The organism is Runella sp. MFBS21 (assembly GCF_029433105.1).
GTDB lineage: Bacteria > Bacteroidota > Bacteroidia > Cytophagales > Spirosomataceae > Runella.
This window is the reverse complement of the sequence record NZ_JARNTW010000017.1, coordinates 1-24246: the sequence shown is the minus strand read 5'-3', so window position 1 is coordinate 24246 and position 24246 is coordinate 1. Positions and strand designations below refer to the sequence as shown.

24 protein-coding genes are annotated in these 24246 nt (G+C 41.4%); 16 read left to right on the top strand and 8 right to left on the bottom strand.

What is annotated here, in order from left to right; translation table 11 throughout:
- Nucleotide 1 precedes the first annotated feature (1 nt).
- The 12 genes from P1X15_RS24260 (at nt 2) to P1X15_RS24205 (ending at nt 11012) form a co-directional block, all read left to right on the top strand.
- Entirely contained in the window at nt 2–1270 is a 1269-nt protein-coding gene (locus P1X15_RS24260) for an AAA family ATPase (RefSeq protein WP_277340724.1), read from the top strand.
- Complete coding sequence (locus tag P1X15_RS24255; protein WP_277340723.1) at nt 1257–1919, top strand: hypothetical protein; 663 nt, start codon at nt 1257–1259, stop codon at nt 1917–1919. The genes P1X15_RS24260 and P1X15_RS24255 overlap by 14 nt, the downstream gene beginning before the upstream one ends.
- A complete protein-coding gene (locus tag P1X15_RS24250) occupies nt 1919–2569 on the top strand; it encodes a DUF2306 domain-containing protein (protein WP_310586044.1) in 651 nt (216 codons plus the stop codon). The genes P1X15_RS24255 and P1X15_RS24250 overlap by 1 nt, the downstream gene beginning before the upstream one ends.
- An 11-nt stretch (nt 2570–2580) precedes the next feature.
- A complete protein-coding gene (locus P1X15_RS24245) occupies nt 2581–3450 on the top strand; it encodes a hypothetical protein (RefSeq protein WP_277340722.1) in 870 nt (289 codons plus the stop codon).
- Between the two features lie 75 nt (nt 3451–3525).
- Nucleotides 3526–3726, top strand: coding sequence for a hypothetical protein (locus P1X15_RS24240; protein ID WP_277340721.1), 201 nt, complete (start codon nt 3526–3528; stop codon nt 3724–3726).
- 52 nt (nt 3727–3778) lie between these two features.
- A complete protein-coding gene (locus tag P1X15_RS24235) occupies nt 3779–4153 on the top strand; it encodes a Dabb family protein (RefSeq protein ID WP_409049704.1) in 375 nt (124 codons plus the stop codon).
- Nucleotides 4154–4205: 52 nt separating this feature from the next.
- Entirely contained in the window at nt 4206–4796 is a 591-nt protein-coding gene (gene ruvA, locus P1X15_RS24230; protein ID WP_277340720.1) for a Holliday junction branch migration protein RuvA, read from the top strand.
- A gap of 131 nt (nt 4797–4927) precedes the next feature.
- Complete coding sequence (rpsL, locus tag P1X15_RS24225) at nt 4928–5356, top strand: 30S ribosomal protein S12 (RefSeq protein ID WP_028663914.1); 429 nt, start codon at nt 4928–4930, stop codon at nt 5354–5356.
- A gap of 137 nt (nt 5357–5493) precedes the next feature.
- Entirely contained in the window at nt 5494–5961 is a 468-nt protein-coding gene (rpsG, locus tag P1X15_RS24220; RefSeq protein ID WP_028663913.1) for a 30S ribosomal protein S7, read from the top strand.
- A gap of 263 nt (nt 5962–6224) precedes the next feature.
- Nucleotides 6225–9089, top strand: a complete 2865-nt coding sequence (locus P1X15_RS24215; RefSeq protein WP_277340719.1) for an outer membrane beta-barrel family protein — start codon at nt 6225–6227, stop codon at nt 9087–9089.
- A gap of 64 nt (nt 9090–9153) precedes the next feature.
- Nucleotides 9154–9906, top strand: coding sequence for a GLPGLI family protein (locus tag P1X15_RS24210; RefSeq protein WP_277340718.1), 753 nt, complete (start codon nt 9154–9156; stop codon nt 9904–9906).
- Nucleotides 9907–9917: 11 nt separating this feature from the next.
- Entirely contained in the window at nt 9918–11012 is a 1095-nt protein-coding gene (locus P1X15_RS24205) for a hypothetical protein (RefSeq protein WP_409049706.1), read from the top strand.
- A gap of 434 nt (nt 11013–11446) precedes the next feature.
- On the opposite strand, the gene P1X15_RS24200 is transcribed toward P1X15_RS24205, so the two are convergent.
- From P1X15_RS24200 to P1X15_RS24175, 6 genes are all read right to left on the bottom strand, one after another.
- Complete coding sequence (locus P1X15_RS24200; RefSeq protein ID WP_028663909.1) at nt 11447–12223, bottom strand: DUF1080 domain-containing protein; 777 nt, start codon at nt 12221–12223, stop codon at nt 11447–11449.
- Nucleotides 12224–12316: 93 nt separating this feature from the next.
- Nucleotides 12317–12913 (bottom strand): hypothetical protein, encoded by a 597-nt coding sequence (locus P1X15_RS24195; protein ID WP_277340716.1) that lies wholly within the window; start codon nt 12911–12913, stop codon nt 12317–12319.
- A 76-nt stretch (nt 12914–12989) separates the two neighbouring features.
- The gene (locus P1X15_RS24190; RefSeq protein ID WP_277340715.1) at nt 12990–13697 is read right to left on the bottom strand and encodes a glutamine amidotransferase-related protein; all 708 of its coding nucleotides are present in this window, start codon (nt 13695–13697) and stop codon (nt 12990–12992) included.
- Between the two features lie 18 nt (nt 13698–13715).
- Nucleotides 13716–14063: a type II toxin-antitoxin system HigA family antitoxin gene (locus P1X15_RS24185; RefSeq protein ID WP_277340714.1), complete on the bottom strand. Its 348-nt coding sequence runs from the start codon at nt 14061–14063 to the stop codon at nt 13716–13718.
- A 16-nt stretch (nt 14064–14079) separates the two neighbouring features.
- Complete coding sequence (locus tag P1X15_RS24180; RefSeq protein WP_277340713.1) at nt 14080–14391, bottom strand: type II toxin-antitoxin system HigB family toxin; 312 nt, start codon at nt 14389–14391, stop codon at nt 14080–14082.
- Nucleotides 14392–14493: 102 nt separating this feature from the next.
- A complete protein-coding gene (locus P1X15_RS24175; RefSeq protein WP_277340712.1) occupies nt 14494–15888 on the bottom strand; it encodes an aldehyde dehydrogenase family protein in 1395 nt (464 codons plus the stop codon).
- Nucleotides 15889–16071: 183 nt separating this feature from the next.
- Between P1X15_RS24175 and P1X15_RS24170 the strand changes: the two genes are divergently transcribed.
- Complete coding sequence (locus P1X15_RS24170) at nt 16072–18177, top strand: prolyl oligopeptidase family serine peptidase (RefSeq protein ID WP_277340711.1); 2106 nt, start codon at nt 16072–16074, stop codon at nt 18175–18177.
- Nucleotides 18178–18217: 40 nt separating this feature from the next.
- Here P1X15_RS24170 and P1X15_RS24165 read toward each other — a convergent pair whose 3' ends face one another.
- Nucleotides 18218–19078 (bottom strand): SdiA-regulated domain-containing protein, encoded by an 861-nt coding sequence (locus P1X15_RS24165; RefSeq protein ID WP_277340710.1) that lies wholly within the window; start codon nt 19076–19078, stop codon nt 18218–18220.
- Between the two features lie 88 nt (nt 19079–19166).
- Nucleotides 19167–20153 (bottom strand): c-type cytochrome, encoded by a 987-nt coding sequence (locus tag P1X15_RS24160; RefSeq protein WP_028663903.1) that lies wholly within the window; start codon nt 20151–20153, stop codon nt 19167–19169.
- Nucleotides 20154–20448: 295 nt separating this feature from the next.
- Here P1X15_RS24160 and P1X15_RS24155 point away from each other — a divergent pair, with 295 nt between their 5' ends.
- From P1X15_RS24155 to lepB, 3 genes are all read left to right on the top strand, one after another.
- Nucleotides 20449–21384, top strand: coding sequence for an ABC transporter ATP-binding protein (locus P1X15_RS24155; RefSeq protein WP_277340709.1), 936 nt, complete (start codon nt 20449–20451; stop codon nt 21382–21384).
- Nucleotides 21385–21449: 65 nt separating this feature from the next.
- Complete coding sequence (locus tag P1X15_RS24150) at nt 21450–22793, top strand: ABC transporter permease (protein WP_277340708.1); 1344 nt, start codon at nt 21450–21452, stop codon at nt 22791–22793.
- A 95-nt stretch (nt 22794–22888) separates the two neighbouring features.
- A complete protein-coding gene (gene lepB, locus P1X15_RS24145; protein WP_277340707.1) occupies nt 22889–24055 on the top strand; it encodes a signal peptidase I in 1167 nt (388 codons plus the stop codon).
- Nucleotides 24056–24246 lie beyond the last annotated feature (191 nt).

Below are 24246 nucleotides of genomic sequence, written 5' to 3'. Positions count from 1 at the left end.
AATGAAAGTTTCTCATATTTACATAAAAGACTATCACCAATTTAAAGACTTTGAATTGGACTTAACTTATCCAGCGGGGCACCCCAAAGCAGGGAAACCGCTGGATAAAGTCTGTATTATCGGCCAAAGCGGCACAGGGAAAACGAGTTTGTTAAATAAGCTTGCCAAGCCCAAGCCAGCTGAAAAAAAATATTATTCAGACCCTACTACCAAATCTGATTTGTTTAACAATAATCAGATTACTACTCCCTTGGATTTTAATAATAAAAATTTAAGTTTTATAAAATATGTAAATAGCGACAATGACATTCGGTTTACTTTATTTGACAATGGTTACTTAGTTTATAAGAATGGAGCTGAATACTCACAATCACGGTATTCCTTACCTATAATCATTGACGCTCATACAGGTGACAAAGATTTAGGAGAAAATTTACAGTATTGGCAAGATATAATAAAAGATATAATTGTTTTTAGAGAACAAGAAATTCAGAAAAAATTAGAAATAGCGGAATTGGTTACTACTAATCAAGAACTACTTCAGACCGAACTGGATAAATTTAACGAATGGCAAAAAAGCCGACCAAACCCTCTCAAAGATTTAGCAGACAACTACTTAGATAAACTTCTTTCTCAATTTTATTTGAGAGTGAAACAAAGCTTAGATTTTAAAAAGACAGAAGATATAAAAACTATTAAAATTGAGACAATCGAGGGAAAAGAAGTTCCAAACAATTTATTGAGCACTGGTACCAAACAGATTATTTTAACAACACTTCCCTTGTATGCTTCAAAGCCTACAAAAACGATAATTCTATTTGACGAACCAGAACGGTCTCTCTACCCTGATATTCAGACTAAAATCATAGATTTTTATACAAGCTTATCCACCGATTGTCAATTCTTTTTTGCTACGCACTCTCCTTTGATTGCTTCTTGTTTTGAACCTTGGGAAATCGTCGAACTCAAATTTAAACCCGATGGCAGTGTGTACAGAGAGCTATACTATGACTCACAAAAAGAAAATCACGTTGACAATTATACCATAGACCCTCGCTATCTTCGTTGGGATTCTATTTTGACTCGGATATTTGATTTAGATAATGACAGTAACGAGGCACGTACGCGTAAATTGATGGAGTTGGCAACATTACGTAGCAAACTTCACAAAGACAACGGTCAGCTTTCGATGGAAGAAAAACAAAAGCTGCAAGCCCAATTTGAAAAATTGGCGAATTTATTAGATTGGGAATACGATGCAGAAAATTGATAAAACACAAATCTTTTCCACAGCTTATAAAAATTGGGAGGAAGGTTTCTACGACAATCATCCCTTCTATAATTCTTCGAATGGCAAATACTATTATGATGTAGTTATGAACTTATTTCATTGCCAAAAAGGAGTATGTGCTTATAGTGAAATTAGTTTATGTGATGATGAATATTATCAATTTGAGCTTTGGGACAATGGAAAATATTGTTCCCAAAAACCAGAATTTAGCGGTGCTTTAGACCATTTTGACCCTAATTTAAAACCAACACAAGGCTGGCTATGGAGTAATTTTTTTATGGTTTCGAAAGACATCAATGATAAACATAAAAGAGAGAAAGCTGTAGATTATATCCTAAAACCCGATTTGAGCGACTACGACCCTTTTAAGCTTTTGGAGTACGACAATCAATTGCACGTTTTTATTGCAAATACCGAATTAGATGAAATACTTCAACAACGGATTAACGATATGCTGGTGGTGCTTGGAATTAATTTGTCGTGGGTAGTAAAAAGTCGTAAAAATCATTTACGTAGAATCATCGAAAAAATACAAAGTGGGCTAGGCAATTGGGAACATGAATCCGCAGTGAATCACCAATTTTTTACTGCTCTGGAAATGTGTCGGCAAAAAATGCAAGAAAGTTAATGCGTACGACACCCCTCATATATATTCTTTTCCTATTTTCAGTAGCGGCATTTACGCTGCTTATGTTTACCAAAATAATACCTTACCTTAGCTTCGAATCAGAAATTGGATTTTTAACAACAAAAACCAATGCTGTCTTAAGCAAAAAAAGCTTTACCACAGCCTTTTACGTACATATACTGAGCAGTGCATGGGTAATGACTATAGGAATATTTCAATTTGTTCCGCTATTTCTTAAAAAATATTCCAACGGGCATCGCCTCCTTGGAAAAATTTATGTATTTTCGATATTGATTTTGGCCGCACCCTCAGGTTTGGTTTTAGGATACTATGCCAACGGAGGCCTTCCTGCCAAAGTAGGCTTTTCGCTTCAATGTGTCGTATGGTGGCTTATCACTTGGGTCGCATGGCGCGAAATTGTAAAGCAACACTGGCAAAAGCACGTTGAATGGATGATGCGAAGCTACGCCGTCACTCTGGCTGCCATGAGTTTGCGCATAGGAAGTTTTGGAATGGTCTATTTTTTTTATACCAAACCTATCGAAACTTACCTCACAGTCACCTGGGCCTCTTGGGTGATCAATTTGATGATAGTAGAGATTTTGATATATAATGATTTAGCAAAAAAAATCCTGCAAAAAGCTAGATAAATAGTGCGTCGATGAAAAAAATTGCCTTAGGGATGTTAGCCGTTAGTTTGCTTTGGTATGCTTGCGCTCGCCAAGCTAAAGAAAATACCAAACCTACCGCCGTTCCGCTTAAGCTCATTACGCACAAAGAAGCCATAGACTCTCTTCGGCGTGATACCACTGCCCCCCTCAAAGCGCTTAAAATACAAAGATTGTCGGACGACAAAAGAGCGGCTTTTTTCAGCAATCATGACCTAAGTGGATTATTTTTTGATGCTACCCCCGAGGGAGGATATGCCAATCGCTTTGATGGTTTTTATGGCAATGATTATCATCGTATTGAATTTTATTTTTCAAACTTCAAAAAAGATTCTTTACAGCCTCATGTTTATCACGTGTCTGGCAAAAATCGCTTTAAAAACAATATTATCCCCTTTGAAGGCACGCTTACGTTTCACAATCTCAGTACCTTCAAAGACCCTAATCTTAAGGAGGAGCATTACGACGAAGGTGGGTTTGACCTTAAAGAAGCCTACACTGCCGAAGCTACTTTTGAGCTAAAAGAAGAACCAAGCACCAAGGCGTCGGGCCTATTTTCGGGCAAAATGTTGATTGACTTCTTTGAAAAAAAGGACGGAAATACAGAATTATGGTATTTTTCGCCAAATGCACCTGCCCAAGCTAGTGGTTTCAAATTTGAGGGTACGTGGCGAAGCTATCAGCAAAATCTCACCAAGCCTGTGGTATGGGCCAAAGATTTGTTTGCTTTTGCAAATCAAATTTTGACCGAATTTTCGATTGGCGAACGAGAAGTTGAAATCAATAAAAAGTATCGTCATTTAGGGTGGGAAAACTACTGGGAAAATGACGAATGGTGGTACAACAACTCCGTAATTCAATAAATTTTTCCGAACTTTTTTAGTAACTTTCGCATTAACACAAAACCATAATTTCATAATTTACTCCCAAAATATCTCATGGCAACTTTAACATTAATGGAAGTTTCAGAAATGCGCGTGAAACTCAAAACCCTTGAAAAAGAAATAGCCTCTGGCGAGCTTTCCCTCTTTGAACGCTGCGAAATTGAAGACGAAATCTTGGAATTGAAAGAACAACTCGGTGATTTTGAACGTAGCGTAAGAGATGAAAGTGGCGAATGTATCAACTGCTCAGGCTAGTTTTGTGGCAGCATCTCAATCAATTTTTTTCTTATGTATTAATTTCACTTACATGAAAATCAAACTCTTAGCCCTTTTTCTAACCTTTTTTGCCTTTGGCGCTATGGCCCAAAAAAACGACAAAGTACTACGACACGTAGTATTGTTTAAGTTTAAAGACAATACTACCCCAGCCCAAGTAAAACAAGTAGAGGATGCTTTTAGAAAGCTCCCTACCCAAATCAAACAAATCAAAGGCTTTGAGTGGGGCACCAACAATAGCCCCGAAGGCCTCGCCCAAGGATTTACGCATTGTTTCTTTTTGACTTTCAATTCTGAAGAAGACCGCGCCATATATCTACCTCACCCTGACCACAAAGCATTTGGCAAAGTGCTGGGTCCCTACCTCGACAAGGTATTGGTGGTTGATTATTGGACACAAAAATAATATTAGCTCTTTGGTACAAAAATTACCAAAGAGCTAATCTCCTCAACAATATATGATAGCTTATCTAAACGGTAAACTTGCCCACAAAGATCCCGCATATCTTATCATGGATGTAGGAGGAGTGGGCTATGAAGTAAAAATTTCTTTACAAACCTACAGTGCATTGCCTAACCTTGGTGAAGTGTGTAAAATATTGACTTACCAACAAATCAGGGAAGATGCTCATGTTTTGTATGGATTTGCAGAACTTACCGAAAAAAATCTTTTTCTAGATCTTATCAGTGTATCAGGGGTAGGCTCGGCTACGGCACTTATTATGCTTTCTTCGTTGTCGGCTCCCGAAATCAAACAAGCTATTGTCGGAGAAGATGTCCGCCTTATTCAGACTATCAAAGGAATTGGTAGTAAAACAGCCCAAAGAGTCATCATAGATTTAAAAGATAAAATCAAAAAAGAAGGGCTCACGGCTCCTCAGCCTAGCATATTCTTGGGAGCCAACAGCCAAATCCGAAACGAAGCGATTGCCGCTTTGGTGATGTTGGGTATTCCAAAACCTACCGCCGAGAAAAGCGTTGACACAATTCTCAAACGTGAAGGCGATCAAATCACCGTGGAGCAGCTTATCAAGCTAGCTTTACGCTAAAAAAGCTAGCACCCAATCATTTAATCTTCAAATTTATCGTCTATCACTTGGTCTTTTCAAAGAAAGACCCTAATTTTGCACTCCCATTTTTGGGGTGGTATATCCATTTTTCTCATAATCAGTAATATATAATGCCAACTATTTCACAGTTAGTACGCAAAGGACGTGAACAAATGACGTGGAAATCTAAGTCTCCGGCTTTAGATTCTTGCCCACAACGCCGCGGTGTATGTACGCGTGTATACACCACGACCCCGAAGAAGCCAAACTCGGCTTTGCGCAAAGTAGCGCGTGTACGTTTATCAAATATGAAGGAAGTCAACGCTTACATTCCAGGTGAAGGCCACAACCTCCAAGAGCACTCAATCGTATTGGTGCGTGGTGGTCGTGTGAAAGACCTTCCAGGGGTGCGTTATCACGTAGTTCGTGGTGCGCTTGATACAGCCGGTGTAAACGGTCGTAAACAAAGCCGCTCACTTTACGGTGCAAAACGTCCGAAACCAGGTCAAGCAGCACCTGTAGGAAAAGGTGGTAAACCAGCTCCAGGTAAGAAGAAGTAATCCGTCCTTTTTGTTTGCGTAAGACAGTACAATAGCATAAAAGGGTAGTAATTCCGAAGTTAGTTCGGGATGAATCAGTTAAAATCAGCGATAAAGCTGAACAAAACGAAACCTCCATTGATTAACAACTCAGTACAATGAGAAAAGCAAAACCTAAAAAAAGATACCTATTGCCTGACCCTAAATACAGGGATGTAATGGTAACCAAATTTGTAAACAACTTGATGTTGGAAGGCAAAAAAAGCATCGCTTATGATATTTTCTATGGTGCTTTGGAAATTGCCGAAAAACGCCTCAACGAAAATGGCCTCGAAATCTGGCGCCGCGCATTGAACAACGTAATGCCTGCCGTAGAAGTAAAAAGCCGCCGTGTGGGGGGAGCTAACTTCCAAGTTCCTACCGAAGTTCGTCCTGATCGTAAGGTAGCTTTAGGTATGAAATGGATGATTAAGTATGCTCGTTTGCGCGGTGAAAAAACCATGCGTGACCGTCTAGCTGCTGAAATCGTTGCTGCGTCAAAAGGTGAAGGTGCTTCTGTAAAGAAAAAAGACGATACCCACCGTATGGCCGAAGCCAACAAGGCGTTTTCGCACTTCCGCTTCTAATTTCAAGCGATTTTATATCATTCAAAAAGAGCCAACCACAAATTGGCTCTTTTTTTGTTTTTAGCTGTAACCTTTTCATAATCATAAAGTATATATCCGCAGCATTCCTTACTTATAAATTTCTATATATCTAACATTCTTAAATATATTTTTAATATTTCTTGACAATAAACTAAATCATTAGTACGTTTACGATTCAATAGCCGTATTGAGAAATACACCATCTAACCACATTTTCTTAAACCTCTATTCTAACAACAGTCATGCGAAAAATTCTCCTCCTGGCATTCTTGTGGCCATGCCTGAGTGCATTGTATGCCCAAACCACTCCCAGTCGTTTTCAGATTCAAGGTATGACTACCGATACAGTAGCCAATCCATTAGGCTCAGCCACGGTAATGCTTCTACAACGAAAAGATTCCTCACTTGTCAACTTTTCTCGTACCAACGAAAAAGGGGCATTTTCTTTTCGCAATATCAAAAAAGGAGACTATCTCCTCAAAATCACCTACGTAGGATTTATTCCACTTGAAAAAGACATTGTTTTTGGTGATAAAGAACTCATTGATTTGGGCACGCTTAGACTCAAGCCTATCACCAAAGAGCTTTTTGAGGTAGTAATCAAAACCGCTCGCGCCCCGATGAGTATCAAAGGCGATACCATCGAGTACAATCCTGCTTCTTTTAAAGTACCCCCAGGGTCAACGGTCGAAGACCTACTTCGTAAACTACCCGGTGTGCAAATCGACCAAAACGGCAATATCATCGCTCAGGGGCAACAAGTCCAAAAAGTAACCGTAGATGGAAAACGTTTTTTTGGAGATGACCCAAAAATGGCAACCAAAAACCTGCCTGCCGAAGCCATCAATAAAGTCCAGATTTTCAATGATAAAACCGAACAATCAAAAGTAACGGGAGTAGATGACGGAAAGCAGGAAAAAACCGTAAACCTTCAACTGAAAGACAGCTTTAAAAAAGGTGGTTTTGGAAAAGTAACAGCCGGTGTGGGACTCGACGGTAACAATAGCGCCAACCCTCGCGGCGAAATCAAAGGAAACTATAACAAATTTGACGACAAAAATCAGTTTTCAATCATCGGCCTTACCAACAACACCAACCAAACAGGGATGTCGTGGGATGATTATCAAGATTTTAGAGGAAGTGGTTCTTTTAATCAATGGAACGACAACGGCGACTTTGGATTTGGTGGCGGAGGCGGAGGATATTATATTTCTATCGGCGGCGACGACGACGGCGGCTTGAGTATTCCAGTAGGCGGTGGACTAAACCGCGGCTACTCCAACAACATCGCAGCGGGGATTAACTACAACCGTAACACCAAAAAAATCAAGACCAACGCTAGTTATTATTACAACTCCAATCGCCAAGTATTTGATGCCTTACGTACCCGCGAAAACTTCCTCCAGAATGGTTCATTCCAAACCAATGAAGAAAGCAATCAAGTGAATTTTGTAGGTAACCACCGATTGTCTTTTAGACACGAGCAAACCATCGACTCTCTCAACACTTTGATTTTCAGCAACAATAGTAGATTAAATGCTGGTAATACGCGTTTGAGTAGCTTTACGGAATATTTGAGAAGTAACAATTTTAAATCGAACGAAAGTACCATCAACAATTCTACTTTGGTAGACAAAATCGAGACGGCAAATACCCTTCTGTATCGTCATAAATTCAAGAAAAAAGGCCGGAGTTTTGCCGCAAGTGCTTCCTATAATTTTACTAACAACGACGGGGTAGCTGACCAAAATTCACTCAATTTATTTTACAATGCTACCAATCCCAACGACGTTATTAGACAATTACTGGATCTTACCAACAACACTGGTAGCCGTGTCAATTTGTTTAAAACAAGCCTACTATTTGTTGAGCCTATAGGTAAGCGTTTCTTTTCCGAAACCTTCGTCAATTTAAGTCATCGTTCTGATTTTGTAGATCGTAATGTATTTGATTTGGCCAAAGAAAATGGACGACGCATTCCAGTAGATAGCCTCAGTAGTTATTATAAAAACAATTATAACTACGCTCGACTTGGTAGCAGTATTCGTTATTCGTACAAAGGGTTGAATTTCTCAGGTGGCTTGGCGGTTCAGACTTTCCAAATCGACGGTAAATTTGGCCTTGGGCAAGAACCCAATACTTTTATCAATGTAAAACGAAACTACACAACGGTAATCCCCAATGCCTCCTTTAGCTATGACCTCAAAAACAACCGTTATTTCTGGTCAGGATACAATGTGAATGTCAATCAACCCAATACAAGAGACCTACAGCCCATCATCGACAATAGCAACCCGCTCGTGATTCGTCAAGGTAATCCTGATTTATTGCCGTCGCTATCACATGGTATCAGCATGGGGTATAATATGTTTAACCCCGCTAGTTTTACAAGCCTAAATGTGAACCTTTATTACACTTACAATATCAATCAAATTATTTATAATCAACAAGTTGACCCTAATACACTGATTACTGTCACCAAACCTGTTAACATTTCAGGTGGTCAAAATTTGGGTTCTTACATTGGTTTTGGCTTTCCTCTGAAAAAAACCAAAGCGACTATCAACTTCAATGCTAGTCCGGGCATCAGCAAAAACTTAACGCCTATCAATGGCATTATGAATGAGACCAATACCAATAGCCTCCGTTTTGGGGTGCGTCTTGATCTTACACCAAGCGATGTGTTTACGTTTTATCCCAATGCCAACTGGAGCATAGGCAACACTAAGTACTCAATCAATACCACACAAAATCAGAAGATTGTGACCCAGACCTATGGAGGTACGATGAATATTCGTTTGCCCAAAGATTTTTATATCAACTCCAATTTCAATTACCAAATTTACACCAACGACCGATTTGGGTTTAACCAGCAAGTACCTGTTTTGAATTCTTCGATTTATAAGGTTTTGGGAAAATCTAAAAAAGCAGAAATCAGACTATCGCTATACGACGCTTTCAATCGTAACTTGGGAGTAAATCAGTTTGCCAACCAAAACTACGTATCACAAGAACGTATCCAAACATTGGCTCGCTACTACATGCTTAGCTTTACCTACAATATGCGCGGTATGAATACCAACATCAAACGTAGAGGATGGTACTAAACCCGACTTTGTAAAAAGCACAAAATACTTTTAAATTCATTTTTTATTCGACTTTTCGAAAATTATGAAAAAGACCCTTTTTTCACTAACGATTCTCTGTTGTGTAGCCTTAGGAGCACTTGCCCAACAAACCGAGGGCATCATCACCTACGACCACAAATACAATTGGATTAAGGTAAACTCACGGCTCACCTATCTTAGCAAGGAAGAAAAAGACCGTATGCAGCTCACTTGGGGTAACGAAGATAATGGGCCTGGCACTAAAATGAAGCTGATTTTCAATGACAAGCAGAGTATCTATACTTATGGCAACGAACAAGGCCAAACCGAAGACGGTCGATACTCGTGGCGTCAGGAAGACTATCTCGTTTATCGAAATTTTGAAAAAGAAAAAATAATAGAGCACTACGAAATGCTCGGAAAAACTTTCTTATTAGAAGATTCTTTGATGAGCTACAACTGGCGTATCCAAAACCAAATCAAGGATGTGGCAGGTTATGTGTGTATGAAAGCTGAAACGTTTGACCCTATCAAAAACCACAAAATTACTGCTTGGTTTGCGCAAGATATTCCCGTACCAGCGGGGCCGGAGCGTTATTTAGGTCTTCCTGGGGTCATTTTAGAATTGGATATCAACGATGGTGATGTTGTTGTTTCTGCTCAAAAGGTAGAACTCAAAAACGTCGATAAAGACTTGACCTTACCTAAAATGAAAGGTAAGAAAATCAAAAACAGTGACTACGACCAGTTGCTCAAAAAACACATTGCAGATAGTATAAAAGCCCAACGAAACCCTTATTGGTCTATTAGATACTAAAGACCAAGATGATGAGGACCTTACGTTGTAGATTTATTGTCGTTTGGGTGCTTTGGGCAACCGTGTCATTGGCCAATCCACCCAAACGACACACCAAAGTTAGCATCAAAGGAGAGAAGTTTTTTATCAATGGAAAACCCACCTTTCCTAAGCGAATATGGCAAGGATACAGCATTGAAGGATTACTTCCTAATTCGCGGATGGTACAGGGGATTTTTGATGATACCAACCCCGACACTCGCACTCAATGGGCTTACCCCGATACTCAAAAGTGGGATGCCGACCGTAATACAAACGAATTTTTAGCAGCCATGCCCGTCTGGAAACAGCACGGGCTTTTGGCTTTTACGCTCAACTTACAAGGGGGTAGTCCACAAGGGTACTCCAAAGACCAACCTTGGCACAACTCCGCCTTCAATGCCGACGGCTCATGGAATCCTTATTATTGGCATCGTCTCAAAAAAATCTTAGATAAAGCCGACGACCAAGGTATGGTAGTTATCCTTGGCTTCTTCTATTTTGGTCAAGACGAACGCCTCCGAGATGAAGCAGCAGTGGTACGGGCGGTAGACAATGCCACTAAGTGGATTTTGGAAGAAGGCTATGGAAATGTAATCATCGAAGTCAACAATGAATGTAACATTCGTTACGACCATCCTATTTTACAGCCCGAACGGGTGCACGAACTTATCGGTAGGATTAAAAACACTAAACATAAAGGCAGGCGATTGTTGGTAAGTACCAGCTATGGCGGCGGAGCTATTCCTCATGAAAATGTTGTAAAAGAAGCAGACTTTCTTCTTCTTCATGGCAATGGCGTAAGCGACCCCGCCAAAATTATAGAAATGGTGGAAAAGACCCGTACTTTACCGAGCTATCGCCCCATGCCTATTGTTTTTAATGAAGATGACCATTTTGATTTCGACAAACCGATGAACAACTTCGTGGCAGCAACTAGTGTCTATACCTCTTGGGGATTCTTTGATTATCGGATGAAAAACGAAGGTTTTGAGGAAGGCTATCAATCCGTACCTGTCAACTGGCAAATAAGTTCGCCTCGCAAAAAAGCCTTTTTTAGCAAACTCAAGGAAATCGTAGGATTATAATCCCGAAGATTGGAGAATGCAACAGATAACCTGCAAGACGTACCAGATAGAAGCAGAAGATTGTTTAGGTTTGTTTGACTTCTCCGAAGTTCTTGGTGTGAAGCTGAAAACCTCATACTATAAAGGTTAAGCTTCTCCGAAGCTATTCCTCTCTAATAGCATTCTCATATTCTGCCTCGGAGAGGCGCAAAATTTGTAGCTAACAGATTCTCCACCCAAAACAAACGACTTCGGAGAAGTCAAACATAAGCTTGCTTGAGGAGAGAATCAAAAGAGATTTGTAAAAACGATAGCTGCAATCACTACTTATGATAAGCATAAAAAAACCTTCCATTTACATTTGAGAGTTTGCACCTACTCAAACACAAATCAGAAGGTTTTTTTGGGAATCATCTAAATTCGAGATGACTCATGTTTATGATTCTTACAAGTGCTTACAGCTTTCTAACCCAGATATTACGGAATTGAGTTTTATTTCCGTGATCTTGGAGGTGAAGTACATCATCACCGTGCGCTTCAGGATAGTGGTGTAAACCAATGTAAAGCGTTAATCCATTGATAGTAACGTTGTTTTGAACCAATACCCCGTTCAAAAACACAGTAATACGAGCTGGATAATCCAAACGTCCATCAGGCTTGAAACGTGGTGCTGTATATACTACATCATATACATTCCACTCAAGAGGGCTACGCATAGGATTGACGAGGGGAGCATGGTCTTTATAAATACTTCCCGCCTGACCATTGCGATAGGTACGGTTTTGGTACGAATCCAAAATTTGGAGTTCATAACGGTCTTGGAAAAATATCCCACTATTGCCACGACCTTGGCTAGCTCCTTCTACTTGGTCGGGTGCGCTAAATTCGAGGTGAAGTTGGCAATCACCAAATTTCATTTTAGTTTTGATATCTCCACTCTTAGGGACTACTTCCAAATGATCACCGTTTACGATTTTCCAAGGAGCCGGCCCACCGTCTCTAGCCGAAACCCATTGAGAGAGGTCTTTACCATTAAACAACACGATGGCATCTGAAGGCGGGTCACCTGCATTTTTGCCTGGAGTGACGGTAGGCACTTCAGGTTCCCAGATTTCGGTCATTTCGGGTTTCATAGGCATAGGCGAAACCGCTGGAGGCGTACCGCCTGGCGTTTGTGCAAACCCGGCTGCTGCGCAAGCCAACAAGGAAAGGGTCAAAAACGTTTTCTTCATCGTAGTTTTATAATAATTAAAAGTTTGGTTACATAAATTTTGATGACTTCTTACGAAAGAATAGATAAGTGTTTTTTTAACGTATCAAATCTACTAATCGCACACAAAGATGCTTAAATAATCGGGAGATGATGAAGTGATTTGCTTAAGTGCCAAGGTTACATCCTGAGGCAATACCCCCGACAGACGCTTCTGAAGCTGATTGGCTACGTCTTTTTCAAGTACTTCGTATCTGATTTGGCTATTTTTAATTTTCAATTCTTTTTTCTTGGTCGGCCTCAAAAGTATGATTTTAGCATCATATTCTTGATAATTTCCCAACTCCCTCTCTAGCTCTTCGGCGAGTGGTTTAGCTCCTGCATCATAAAATATCTCTACTTTCCACACTTTAGGAGAAACTGTTTTCTTTTGAACATAGCTCAAACCCGACGATTTAACAGGCTTACGGGTCGATTTGGGAATTTCATGGGTCGGATTCATGATGGCCGCAATACCCGATACTACCCCCAACACCAACGCCAGTACCATAAACATTCGGATAGAACGCAACATTTCGGGACGAGGCTTGGTGCGGCTACTCTCTCGGCTCAAAAGAAAAAACGACAGGATAAAAGCAATCGCACTTAATCCAGAAATACCGTATTTGAGAAATTCCGCCAGTTCGCTGACTTGGAATTGGGCAATAATCATTTCAAATTAATTTTGTCATACCGACACTGCAGCAATGGCCCATCGATATGACAAAGAACAGGCTTTTAAGCCTTTTTTACAAAACAGATTTCACAAAGGCTATCATCCATTCGGCCATCAAAGTACTGTGAAGTGGATTTGATAAACTTTCCAAACCTGCTTCAATTTTTGGCATACCGATACGCTCTACTCTGGATAGCATCAATTCCTTTTCATAAGCCAAGGGAAACTCTGGATGCGCTTGTACACCTAGCATCCGGTCGCCTACCCTAAACATGGCAATAGGGCAATCAGACGCGGTTGCTAATACACAACTATCAGGCGGTAAAGTATGAACTTGGTCTTGACACATCATCAGTAGATTGAGCGTTGGCTGGGCAGGTTGCATCCACTTTTGAGGCTCCACAATGGTGAGTTCATGAATACCTACGCACCACCCTACTGCCGATTTTTGTACCTTTCCTCCCAATGCTTCGCCAAGCATCTGATGCCCAAAACAAACGCCAAGATATATTTTTTGATGAATGTAAAGCTCTCTGACAAAAGCTTTTAAGGTTTGTATCCATGGTTCTTGGTCATATACCGAAAATTTGGAACCGGTACAGATATAAACATCACATTCATCAATAGACGCTGGAAAATGATGATTGACAACATCATAAAAGGTAAACTCCCAATCACTCGCCAACGGCTTAAACAACGCAGGGAACATTTCGCGATAATCGCCCGCAATAGGACGAAAATCGTCTCGCACATGGTCACATTCTAAAAGACCAATTTTCATAATTATATTATACCAAATTTAAGAAAGTAAAATATCTGCCGGAATCCCCAGTTGACGATTTAATACACGCATGATTTCAGCAGTAAGGGGCTTTTTACGATTCAAAATCTGAGAAACATATCCTTTTGAACCAATCAAACCAACTAAATCTTTAGCTTTCATACCTTTTTCTTCCATTGTCAACTTAATGGCTTCAATTGGATCTGGAGGCAACACAGGATGATACCTTGCTTCATAATTTTTAATTAACAGTACTAATAACTCTGCTTCATCCCCCTCGGGAGTTCCGGGAGCTGCATCAAAAATCTCTTCAATTCGACGGAGACTTTCCAAATAGTCTTTTTCAGATTTCAAAATACGATTCATATGCCTCACTTTACTATTATTTATAGATATACTCTATGGTATTTGCATCAATTTTATCATACTCTTGATGTGTACCAAACCACTTTATCATCATTCTTTTATGTTGAAAATTGACCCTCACAATTAATCGATACTTGTTCCCAAGTATATTGAAAATGACTCTATTATCACCCACAATACTTGCATTCCCATACACGGTCTTCAACTCATTAAAATTCTCAAAATCTGATTTCTCAATCTCTTTATATAATTTCCGAAGCGCATTAGCAGCTTCAGGATATATTAAAATATAATGATTTAATGTTTTGGTAGATAAAATATTAAACATGCACAAATATCCTGATCAAGTAAAGGATTTAGAGTAAATATAGCCAAAAAAGTTTTCCAAAAGTAAACAAATTTGTTTACTTTTGGAAAACTTTTCATGATTTTAATACCCCGATACTCTCAAATGAAATGACTTAGGTCTCGTAAGCGATTCGTAGCCCAAAGCTGAAAGAGTACAGCCACGCCCCGAATCTTTGACGCCTGTCCATGCCAATTCAGGGTCGAGATAGTCGCAACGATTCATAAACCATGTTCCGGTTTCGATTTGATTTCCGATGTGTAAAGCTGCGTCGGCATCACCTGTCCACACAGAAGCCGTAAGACCGTATTCGCTATCGTTCATCAATTGAATTGCCTCTTCATCGCTACTTACTTTCATAATTCCCACCGCAGGTCCGAAAGTCTCCTCGGTCATGATACGCATACTATGATCCACATTGACCAAAAGCTGGGGGGCTAGATAAGGCGTACCGGCTTTATCAAGGGCAAAAGAAGTAGAATCGATAAGTGCTTGTGCACCTTGAGTTACGGCTTCGCTGATTTGTCCTCTTACAAACTCAGCCGCTGAAGTGCGAACCATCGGCCCTAAATGTACACCTGCATCCAGAGGATTTCCTAGAATGTATTGGTTGACCAACGCCACTGCACCCTGCACAAAATCATCATAGACTTTTTCGTGTACATAAATACGCTCAATGCCACAGCAAGATTGCCCTGAATTGAAAAGTGCCCCGTCCACCAAGTTTTCGACGGCAAAGGCCAAGGGAGCATCGGCACGTACATAGGCGGGGTCTTTGCCTCCTAGCTCTAAACCTGTGGCGATAAACCGCTCGGCGGCTGCCCGCTGCACCGCATGACCACCCGAAACTGAGCCAGTAAATGCGACAAAATCAATGCGCGAATCGCCGATGATACGCGCTACATCGTCGTGAGTAGTATGCAAATATTGAAATACTCCTTCTGGCAGACCTGCGGCTTTGAAGGCTTCAGCATAGCGTTCTGCACATAGAGGCGTTTGTTGGGCGTGTTTTAGAATCACGGTATTGCCCGCCAACAAAGCCGGAATAATCACATTTACGGAAGTCAAATAAGGATAATTCCACGGAGCTACCACAAATACAGTACCGAGAGCATCGCGACGAATAAAACGACGAAAACCTTCTTTTTCCGAAACGGACACCTCGGCTAAGGCTTGCGGAGCTGCTTGCATCATATAACGTGCCCGCTCCTGAAAACCTCGACGGATTTCATTAGGTGTATAAGCGATAGGCCGTCCCATTTGCCAAGTAAGCTCTTCGCCGATAGCATCGGCATGAGCTAGAAAATACTCAACGGCTCTTTCACAAATAGCCATTTTTTCAGAAAGAGGCACTTTCTGCCAAGTTTTTTGAGCAGCTGTGGCCGTTGCCAATAAGGTTTCTATTTGGTTGGAAGTGATGTATTCACGCTCAAGATACACTGAGCCATCTACAGGAGAAATAACTTGAAATGTTTTCATTAGTTTGAGAGACAATAAGTCCGAAAAATACGGCTATTTTTTGAAATTTTAGAGTTTGGTATCAGATATGAGTCTTTTTATAGCTACTGCTATTGAATACAGTTTCTAGGAAAAAAAGGCTATCCTTCTCTCCCTTTTTACAAACGTTTTTTAGTAAGTTTGAATTTCATCAACTTCATTTTCATGAAACTTCCTCTACACCTTATTTTGGGTTTGTGGTTGACAACAAACCTTTTCGTTTGGTCACAAAACGGCCTGCCTCTAGAATCTCTCAAATCTTACCCCTTTCCTAATGAGCTTACGGCTGCCGCTACAGGTACGCGCATTGCGTGGGCTATCAATCAAGAAGGAAAGCGAAATATTTATGTAGCAGAAGGGCCGATCTTTCAGGCCAAACGCCTTACCAACTATCTGCAAGATGATGGTCAAGAACTCAGCAGTGTATCACTCTCAGCAGATGGAAAGTGGGTAGTGTATGTACGGGGTGGTGACCATGGTTCTAACTGGAACGACGACTTACCCGTCAATCCGACTTTTATGCCTACTCCTCCAAAAGTACAAATTTGGAGTATACCCTTTGAAGGAGGGAATCCTCGTCTTTTGGGAGATGGCGAAACGCCCGTCATCTCTCCCAAAAGTGATAAAATAGCCTTCAGCAAAGGAGGTCAAATTTACACTGCACCCGTTGATGGCTCACAAACTGCTACATTGCTGTTTTCAGCCCGAGGTAGCAACAGTTCTCCTGTATGGTCGCCCGACGGAAGCCGTTTGGCATTTCAATCAAATCGTACCGACCATAGTTTTATTGGTGTTTTTACGGATTCTCAAAATCCCATTATTTGGGTAGACCCTCAGTATAAACGTGATAGCTCTCCAAGGTGGTCACCCGACGGTAAGAAATTGGTATTTGTACGTACCAATGGACTAGGTGGAAAACCAGATTCAGTTTTAAGCCGCCGATTAGTGCCGTGGCACCTCATGACTACCGACTTATCCACCGGTGAAACAAAGACATTGTGGAAATCTCCCAATAGGCTCAATGGCTCGCTGCCCACTACCCACGGAGGAACTAATTTGCATTGGGCCGCCAATCGCATCGTTTTTTTATCTTATCATGACGGTTGGCCGCATTTATACTCCCTTCCCGAACAAGGCGGAAGCCCCCTTTTACTAACATCGGGGAATTTCATGTGTGAGCACATCAAACTTAGTTCAGATGGTAAATCCCTCGTTTTTTCAGCCAATGCGGGCAATACTCCCCAAGATATAGACCGCCGTCACGTAGTAAAAGTATCAGTGGATAAAGCTGATATGCAAATACTTACTCCCGGAGAAAGCTTAGAATGGTCGCCTGTGGTACTGGGCGATGCTCAGTCGGTGGCTTATATCAGCGCCACAGCGCAGCGCCCACCTTTGGTCAGTATTATTGCTTTTAAGGGAGGGTCGTCACAAAACATTGCTTTGGAACTCATTCCTGTCAACTTCCCTACCAACGATTTGGTCATTCCTAAACAGGTTACTTTCAAAACTCCCGACGGGTTTACTATTCACTGTCAACTTTTTGAGAAAGCAGGAGGCGCGGCCAAAAAGCCAGCTATCGTTTATATACACGGTGGTCCTCCGCGTCAGATGCTTTTGGGGTGGCATTATTCGGATTATTATGCCAATGCTTATGCCATGAATCAATACTTGGCAAGCAAGGGATTTGTAGTACTTTCGGTCAATTACCGCTTAGGTATTGGTTACGGATACGAATTTCACCAACCCAAAAATGCTGGTTCAAACGGTGCCTCTGAATACATAGACATCAAAGCTGCGGGCGAGTGGCTTGCCAAACAGCCCCAAATTGACCCCAAACGCATAGGCGTATATGGAGGCTCATACGGTGGTTTTCTGACCGCCCTTGCCCTAGGGCATGACTCAAAACTCTTTGCGGCGGGGGTAGACGTACATGGGGTACACGACCGCACTATCGAACGTACCCGCAATCTGATGCTGCCCGACCAATATGAGAAAGCCCCCGACGCTGCCCGTGCGCTAGAAGTAGCTTGGAAATCGTCGCCCATAGCTTATGTAAATACCTGGAAATCCCCGGTTCTTTTTATCCACGGCGACGACGACCGCAACGTCCGCTTTAGCCAAACCACCGACCTTGTGAGACGCTTAGAAGACCAAGGCACCCCTATCGAAACCATGGTGATTGTGGATGATACGCATCATTTTATGCTACACGCCAATCAAGTCAAAGCCAATAAGGCAATTGCGACGTTTTTTGAGAAGAAACTGTAACACTAACCCCGGTGACGTTTTGAACGGCGCCGGGGTTTACTTACTTAGAAGTAGGTGAAAACTTCAGAATATAGCCATTTCCACCATCGCCTTCACTTGCAATATACAAAGTACCATCAGGCGAAAAGGCAATGCCTTCTGGTTGCTTCAAAAGCTCTTTATCCAACTCAATGTTTTTTAAAGGAACCCCACTACGACTCATAATGATGAGACGATGCCCCGCCGAGCTTATCAAATATACTTCGCCAGTTTGGGGATGAAACGCAACTCCCGAAGGCTTAAAATCTTTCCAATCTTTACCTTTGAGTCCTACATTCTCAAATTGTTGTTCTTTGAGTTCGAGTTCTGTAAAAATCCTCCTGCTTTTCAAATCAAAAGAGTAAATCAGCTTATCGTCACCTTTGGCTGCTTTTTTGGAAGGGTCTTTCACGGCCAACCAAAGTCGTTTGTTTACTTTATCATAGGTCAGCCCTTCAAGGTCATTTTTTCCGGGCAAACTCGTTTCAATTTCTCGCGTTTCTTTATCCCCAAATTTAAAACTAAGGAGTTTGCCATCGCTGCGCATTACGTAGATTTCATCTTCTACTTTCTCAATGCCCTCATAGTCGTCTGGTGGGCCAAATTGATGTTGAGCCGTGACTTTTTTCTGATTGAGATCATACACAAACACCTCTCCGTCTTCATCTTGCACACATACAAGCTGCCCGTCGGCATAAAAAGAGATGCCCGAGATTTCTTTTAAAATCTTGGGCATCTCATATTTTTCGTCAGATTTAGTAAAATCATACGAAAAGGTAGCAATTGTATCTTCGCTGCTAGCTTCTTCTTTTTTTTCGGTTGGATTACAAGCCCAAAAGCTCGCCAACATTGCCGTTGCTAATACTCTTTTAGAAATGGTCATATATGTGCGTGTTTTTTTCTCAACTAACACAAAGTTTTTGAGACAACCAAACCCGTGACCATTCCTTTATCCAAATCTCAAGGCTTTTTTAGAGACTTGCCAAAGGCTTAAATTTTTCCGGCACTGGATTTTTGATAGGCTTCAACGACATCAAATAAGTATAAATCGCTCCTAAATCCTGTTCAGTCATGCCAGCATACATCATCCAAGGCATGAGTGTCTGCATTTCTTTAGGACCTACTTTGTGAGGAGTATAGGTGCTATCCGAAAAAGCTTTAAAACGAGCCACAAAAGCATCTTTGGTCCAGTTTCCAATACCAGTTTCTTTGTCAGGGGTGATGTTTGGCGTAATCAGCGTACCGTTAGGAAGGGCAAACTCACGCCCACCGGCAAACATTTTCTCAGCGATAATTTGTCCTTTATCAGCTTGTGTATGACACTCTACACAGCCTGCGATATTGACCAAATACTTGCCCGAAGCTAGTACATCAGTGTCAGCAGGGCGCTTGGTAGGCTGGGCTTTTTTAGGAATAGTATTCAGAATAAAATTAAACGGAAAATCAGCTTTCGACTCAGCAGGCTTGTTTTCGATAGGTTTTAGGGTACGAAGGTAAGCAATGATACTTTTGGCATCTTCTTCGTCCATGCTTCCATAGTAAGGATAAGGCATCACTGGGAAAAAAGCGTGACCGTCGCGACTAACACCCGTCGTGATGGCGCGGTAAATTTCGCCATCGGTCCAGTCACCAATCCCGTAGGGAGTGATATTTTTGGAAGTAAATGCCCCGGGAAAGCCAGCCCTTTGATCAAACAGCTCGCCACCTTTGCCGAGGGTACCGGGTACCAATGGCGCCGAAAACAAAGTATAATCTCGCGTACTGTGGCAATCCATACAAACATTGACGTGATTGGCCAGATAGTCTCCTCTTTTGATACGCTCAGGAGTGAGCTCGACTTTCATATCAGGTGCATCGCCTACATTAGGCAGAGCCAATTTAACATACGCCATAGCGCCCAAAAGGCCAACAATACCGATACCTAAAACGATACCGACGATTTTGAAGAGTTTTTTCATGTAGTTGAGGTTTTTGTAAATGAGTTACGCATCAAAGATACTGTAAAGCAAAAGCTAACCTCCTGACTGCAAGTTTTTTTTATTTATCGTTTGTAGGTTCTACACATCAAAATATTCACTTTCCTTAAAGCCCCTAGCCTTACCGCTTAACCCCTCAAAAACTCCAGTTATCCTCAATCGCTTGAAACTGTAGCCACGAAGGCTGTATTTTCCCATCCTAGTTTACAGTCATCCACTACGAAATACCATTACAGAGGGCGGTTTGCTCTCTTTTATCTTCTTAACCTTAAGCCATATGTCCAATATTCTCGAAGCTCACAACATCGTAAAACAGTATGCCACGCATCGCGCCCTCGACAACGTGAGCGTGAGTGTTCCGAAAGGCAGTATTTTTGGTTTACTTGGGCCCAACGGCGCCGGAAAAACGTCACTTATCCGTATCATCACGCAGATTACTGCTCCCGACGAAGGCTATGTACTTCTCGATGGTCAACGCCTCAAACCTGACCATATCGAAGATATAGGATATCTGCCCGAAGAACGCGGCTTGTACAAAAAAATGAAAGTTGGCGAACAGCTTTTGTATTTAGCTCAGTTAAAGGGACTTTCGGAGAAGCAAGCGATGGAAAAACTCAAGATTTGGTTCAAAAAATTTGACATCAAAACTTGGTGGACCAAAAGTATCGAAGACCTTTCAAAAGGGATGCAGCAGAAGATTCAGTTTGTGGCCACGGTCATGCACGAACCTAAACTCATTATTTTGGATGAACCTTTTTCGGGCTTCGACCCTATCAATGCCAACCTCATCAAAGATGAAATCTTGGAACTCCGCGACCGTGGCACCACCATTATCTTCTCGACGCACCGCATGGAATCGGTCGAGGAGCTTTGTGACCATATCGCTCTTATCAACAAGTCTAAAGTGATTCTTAACGGGAGCAAGAGTGAAATAAAAAATCAGTTCAAAGACAATAGCTATTCTGTCAGATTCCACGGTAGTTTAGACTCTTTGCCTTCTGATTTTGAGGTTATTTCCCAAAAAAATATTGAAAATAATCTTAACCAATTCAATATCAAGCTCGTAGGCGATGCGTCTGTCAATCAATTAGTAGGACATCTGATCAATCAAGTAGAGTTAGTTTCGTTTCACGAAAACATCCCTTCTTTCAATCAGATATTTATCAAAGCCGTAGGGGGCGAAATTCCCGATGAAGTAGGTAGTATCTCTTAAAAGAAAATCATTGGAAGATTTCCCTAAACCAAGAAGTTAATTATCAACCATTACGACTACAAATTATGAAAAATATATTCCTTGTTCTCAAACGTGAGTATCTGGTTCGGGTACGTAAGAAGTCATTTATTATTATGACTTTCCTGACTCCTATTCTCATCGCAGCGTTTTATGGTATCATTGTATGGTCGGCTGTTGGTTCATTCAAAAACGAACACAAGACCATCCAAGTGATTGACCAAAGTGGATTGTTTAAAGACAAATTTAAAAATGACAAAAACACCACCTTCGAATTCATCAATCAACCTATCAGCGAAGCCCAAAAAAAGCTCAAAGGTAAAGAAGGTAATCTACTGGTTTTTATTCCTGCCAATATCATGGAGCAACCAAAAGGTTTGCAGATTTATTCTGAAAAAAACATAGGGCCTATGCTTCAAGGACGTATCGAAAAGATTGTCCAAAAAGAACTTCGCAATATCAAGCTTTCTAAGGCAGGAATTACACAAGAGGTGATTGAAGAAGCCAACCAAAACGTAGATGCCCAAACTTTCAACCTCGACGATGAAGGTAAAACGCGTTCGAGTAGTACCATGGCGGCGTATGTAGCGGGTTATGCAGCGGCCTTTTTGCTTTATATTTTTATTCTGATTTATGGCGCGGGAGTGATGCAGGGTGTAATGGAAGAAAAATCAAACCGTATCATTGAGGTCATCATCTCGTCGGTGAAGCCTTTCCATTTGATGATGGGCAAAATCTTAGGTGTTGCTGCCGTAGGGCTTACGCAGTTTTTGCTTTGGGGAGTTCTGACTTTTGGCGTGACAAGCGCTACCCAAACGCTCTTTGGTTTTAATCGATTTACTGCTACGGAGGAAGTCTTAAACCAACAAACGGCCCAAGCCGACCCCGAACTCAAAAAGGAGATTGAGAAAACACAAAGCAACACTCTCAAAACCATCAGCGATTTTTCTGCTTCAGCCCAATCATTGCCACTTATTCAAATCTTCGTTTGTTTTCTATTTTATTTCTTAGGTGGATATCTGCTTTATAGTTCACTCTATGCTGCGATAGGTGCCTCAGTCGAAAACCAACAAGAAGCAGGTCAATTTACGTTTCCGATTATGCTGCCTATCATTGCTGCTATCTTTTTTGCGCAGTTGGCTATCAATCAACCCGACGGGGCCTTGGCTTTCTGGACTTCGATGATTCCTTTTACCTCCCCCGTGGTGATGATGGCACGCATTCCTTTTGGAGTACCTGCTTGGGAAATTGCGCTTTCCATGGTGCTGCTTGTATTAGGTTTTGTAGGTACTACATGGTTGGCGGCGCGCATCTACCGAGTAGGTATTTTGATGTACGGCAAAAAAGTCAATTACAAAGAATTGTCTAAATGGATTTTTTATAAAGGCTAATTAACTATCTCTACGAGACCTGCTAAGTTGTGAAAACTTAGCAGGTCTACATGCTCACCGATAATTTATTCTAGCCTGGAGTTACCTTACGTACTATGAACCCAACGCCCTCGGCCACTGCGCCCCAAAAGAAAAAGAAATCTGCTTTTAGAGAGTGGATAGATTCTATAGTTTTTGCCGTAGTGGCAGCCACTTTCATTCGTTGGTTGTTTTTTACGCCCTATGTGATTCCTTCTTCGTCCATGGAAAAAACCTTGCTTGTGGGAGATTTCATTTTTGTCAGCAATCTTCATTATGGCGCGCGTACTCCCGTGACGCCTCTGCAAGTACCGCTTACTCATCAGACTATTTGGGGAACGCGTATCCCCTCTTTTTCAACTTTGATTCAGCTTCCGATGTACCGCTTACCGGGCTTTACTGATGTCAAACGCAACGATGTAGTGGTTTTCAATTATCCTGGCGACCCTGACGAACCTTTTGAAGATGTAATACGAGGTGACGGAGGCTATAAACATTTTCCAGTAGATTTGCGTAACAACTTCATCAAACGGTGTATCGGTGTCAGCGGCGATGTGATAGAAATCAAAAATGCGGTTGTGTACGTAAACGGTCAACCGGGCGCTGTTCCGCCTCATGCCGAATTTTATTATCGTTTAGAATCTTCTGACGCTCTTGATGACCGTTTTTTTGAAAATGAAGACATCCAAGACCACGGTGCCTACCCTGCGGACTCTTCAAAACCAAATTTGTTTTTGTACCAAATTCGCACTACTCCCGAAATTGTAGAAGGTCTAAAAAAACACGATTTCATAAAAAATATTGCTCAAGTAACAAGATATGCTTCTGCGGCGTCAAGCCCCGAAATGGGTATTTTCCCGGCGGCGATAAAACAAAATCAGGAGTTTTGGGGGCCACTTCAAGTACCCAAAAAAGGCTGGACAATTCAGCTAGATTCGGCTAATGTGGCTAAATACGGAAACGCTATCAAGTACTTTGACCACAATGATACAGAAAAGGTAATCATCGCCAATGGCAAAATCAGCATTGATGGCAAACCTCTCAATAGCTACACTTTCAAACAAGACTATTATTTTATGATGGGCGACAATCGCTACGAATCAGCCGATTCGCGCTTTTGGGGGTTTGTTCCCGAAGACCATATCGTAGGTAAAGCAATTTTTACGTGGATGTCTATTGACCCCAATCCAAAGTCATTTTTGCATAAAATCCGTTGGAATCGTCTGTTGAGGCCTATCAACTAGCTTTCTTATTAAGAGCAACGCCCAAACTTCCCAAGTTTAACATAAAAACAACTTCGAAACTTGGTGTATATCCCTGAAATAGCTTGACACAAATTGTGTAAAGTTATGAAAGTGAGCAGCTTTATTAATTTAAAGAAAAAGTACAAAACAGGTGCCTTTCGATGGCATGTCATTGAACTGTATCGATTGGA

Coding starts and splice junctions, on each gene's coding strand:
- P1X15_RS24260 (WP_277340724.1), top strand. CDS start 2: ATGAAAGTTTCTCATATTTACATAAAAGACTATCACCAATTTAAAGAC.
- P1X15_RS24255 (WP_277340723.1), top strand. CDS start 1,257: ATGCAGAAAATTGATAAAACACAAATCTTTTCCACAGCTTATAAAAAT.
- P1X15_RS24250 (WP_310586044.1), top strand. CDS start 1,919: ATGCGTACGACACCCCTCATATATATTCTTTTCCTATTTTCAGTAGCG.
- P1X15_RS24245 (WP_277340722.1), top strand. CDS start 2,581: ATGAAAAAAATTGCCTTAGGGATGTTAGCCGTTAGTTTGCTTTGGTAT.
- P1X15_RS24240 (WP_277340721.1), top strand. CDS start 3,526: ATGGCAACTTTAACATTAATGGAAGTTTCAGAAATGCGCGTGAAACTC.
- P1X15_RS24235 (WP_409049704.1), top strand. CDS start 3,779: ATGAAAATCAAACTCTTAGCCCTTTTTCTAACCTTTTTTGCCTTTGGC.
- ruvA (WP_277340720.1), top strand. CDS start 4,206: ATGATAGCTTATCTAAACGGTAAACTTGCCCACAAAGATCCCGCATAT.
- rpsL (WP_028663914.1), top strand. CDS start 4,928: ATGCCAACTATTTCACAGTTAGTACGCAAAGGACGTGAACAAATGACG.
- rpsG (WP_028663913.1), top strand. CDS start 5,494: ATGAGAAAAGCAAAACCTAAAAAAAGATACCTATTGCCTGACCCTAAA.
- P1X15_RS24215 (WP_277340719.1), top strand. CDS start 6,225: ATGCGAAAAATTCTCCTCCTGGCATTCTTGTGGCCATGCCTGAGTGCA.
- P1X15_RS24210 (WP_277340718.1), top strand. CDS start 9,154: ATGAAAAAGACCCTTTTTTCACTAACGATTCTCTGTTGTGTAGCCTTA.
- P1X15_RS24205 (WP_409049706.1), top strand. CDS start 9,918: ATGAGGACCTTACGTTGTAGATTTATTGTCGTTTGGGTGCTTTGGGCA.
- P1X15_RS24200 (WP_028663909.1), bottom strand. CDS start 12,223: ATGAAGAAAACGTTTTTGACCCTTTCCTTGTTGGCTTGCGCAGCAGCC.
- P1X15_RS24195 (WP_277340716.1), bottom strand. CDS start 12,913: ATGATTATTGCCCAATTCCAAGTCAGCGAACTGGCGGAATTTCTCAAA.
- P1X15_RS24190 (WP_277340715.1), bottom strand. CDS start 13,697: ATGAAAATTGGTCTTTTAGAATGTGACCATGTGCGAGACGATTTTCGT.
- P1X15_RS24185 (WP_277340714.1), bottom strand. CDS start 14,063: ATGAATCGTATTTTGAAATCTGAAAAAGACTATTTGGAAAGTCTCCGT.
- P1X15_RS24180 (WP_277340713.1), bottom strand. CDS start 14,391: ATGTTTAATATTTTATCTACCAAAACATTAAATCATTATATTTTAATA.
- P1X15_RS24175 (WP_277340712.1), bottom strand. CDS start 15,888: ATGAAAACATTTCAAGTTATTTCTCCTGTAGATGGCTCAGTGTATCTT.
- P1X15_RS24170 (WP_277340711.1), top strand. CDS start 16,072: ATGAAACTTCCTCTACACCTTATTTTGGGTTTGTGGTTGACAACAAAC.
- P1X15_RS24165 (WP_277340710.1), bottom strand. CDS start 19,078: ATGACCATTTCTAAAAGAGTATTAGCAACGGCAATGTTGGCGAGCTTT.
- P1X15_RS24160 (WP_028663903.1), bottom strand. CDS start 20,153: ATGAAAAAACTCTTCAAAATCGTCGGTATCGTTTTAGGTATCGGTATT.
- P1X15_RS24155 (WP_277340709.1), top strand. CDS start 20,449: ATGTCCAATATTCTCGAAGCTCACAACATCGTAAAACAGTATGCCACG.
- P1X15_RS24150 (WP_277340708.1), top strand. CDS start 21,450: ATGAAAAATATATTCCTTGTTCTCAAACGTGAGTATCTGGTTCGGGTA.
- lepB (WP_277340707.1), top strand. CDS start 22,889: ATGAACCCAACGCCCTCGGCCACTGCGCCCCAAAAGAAAAAGAAATCT.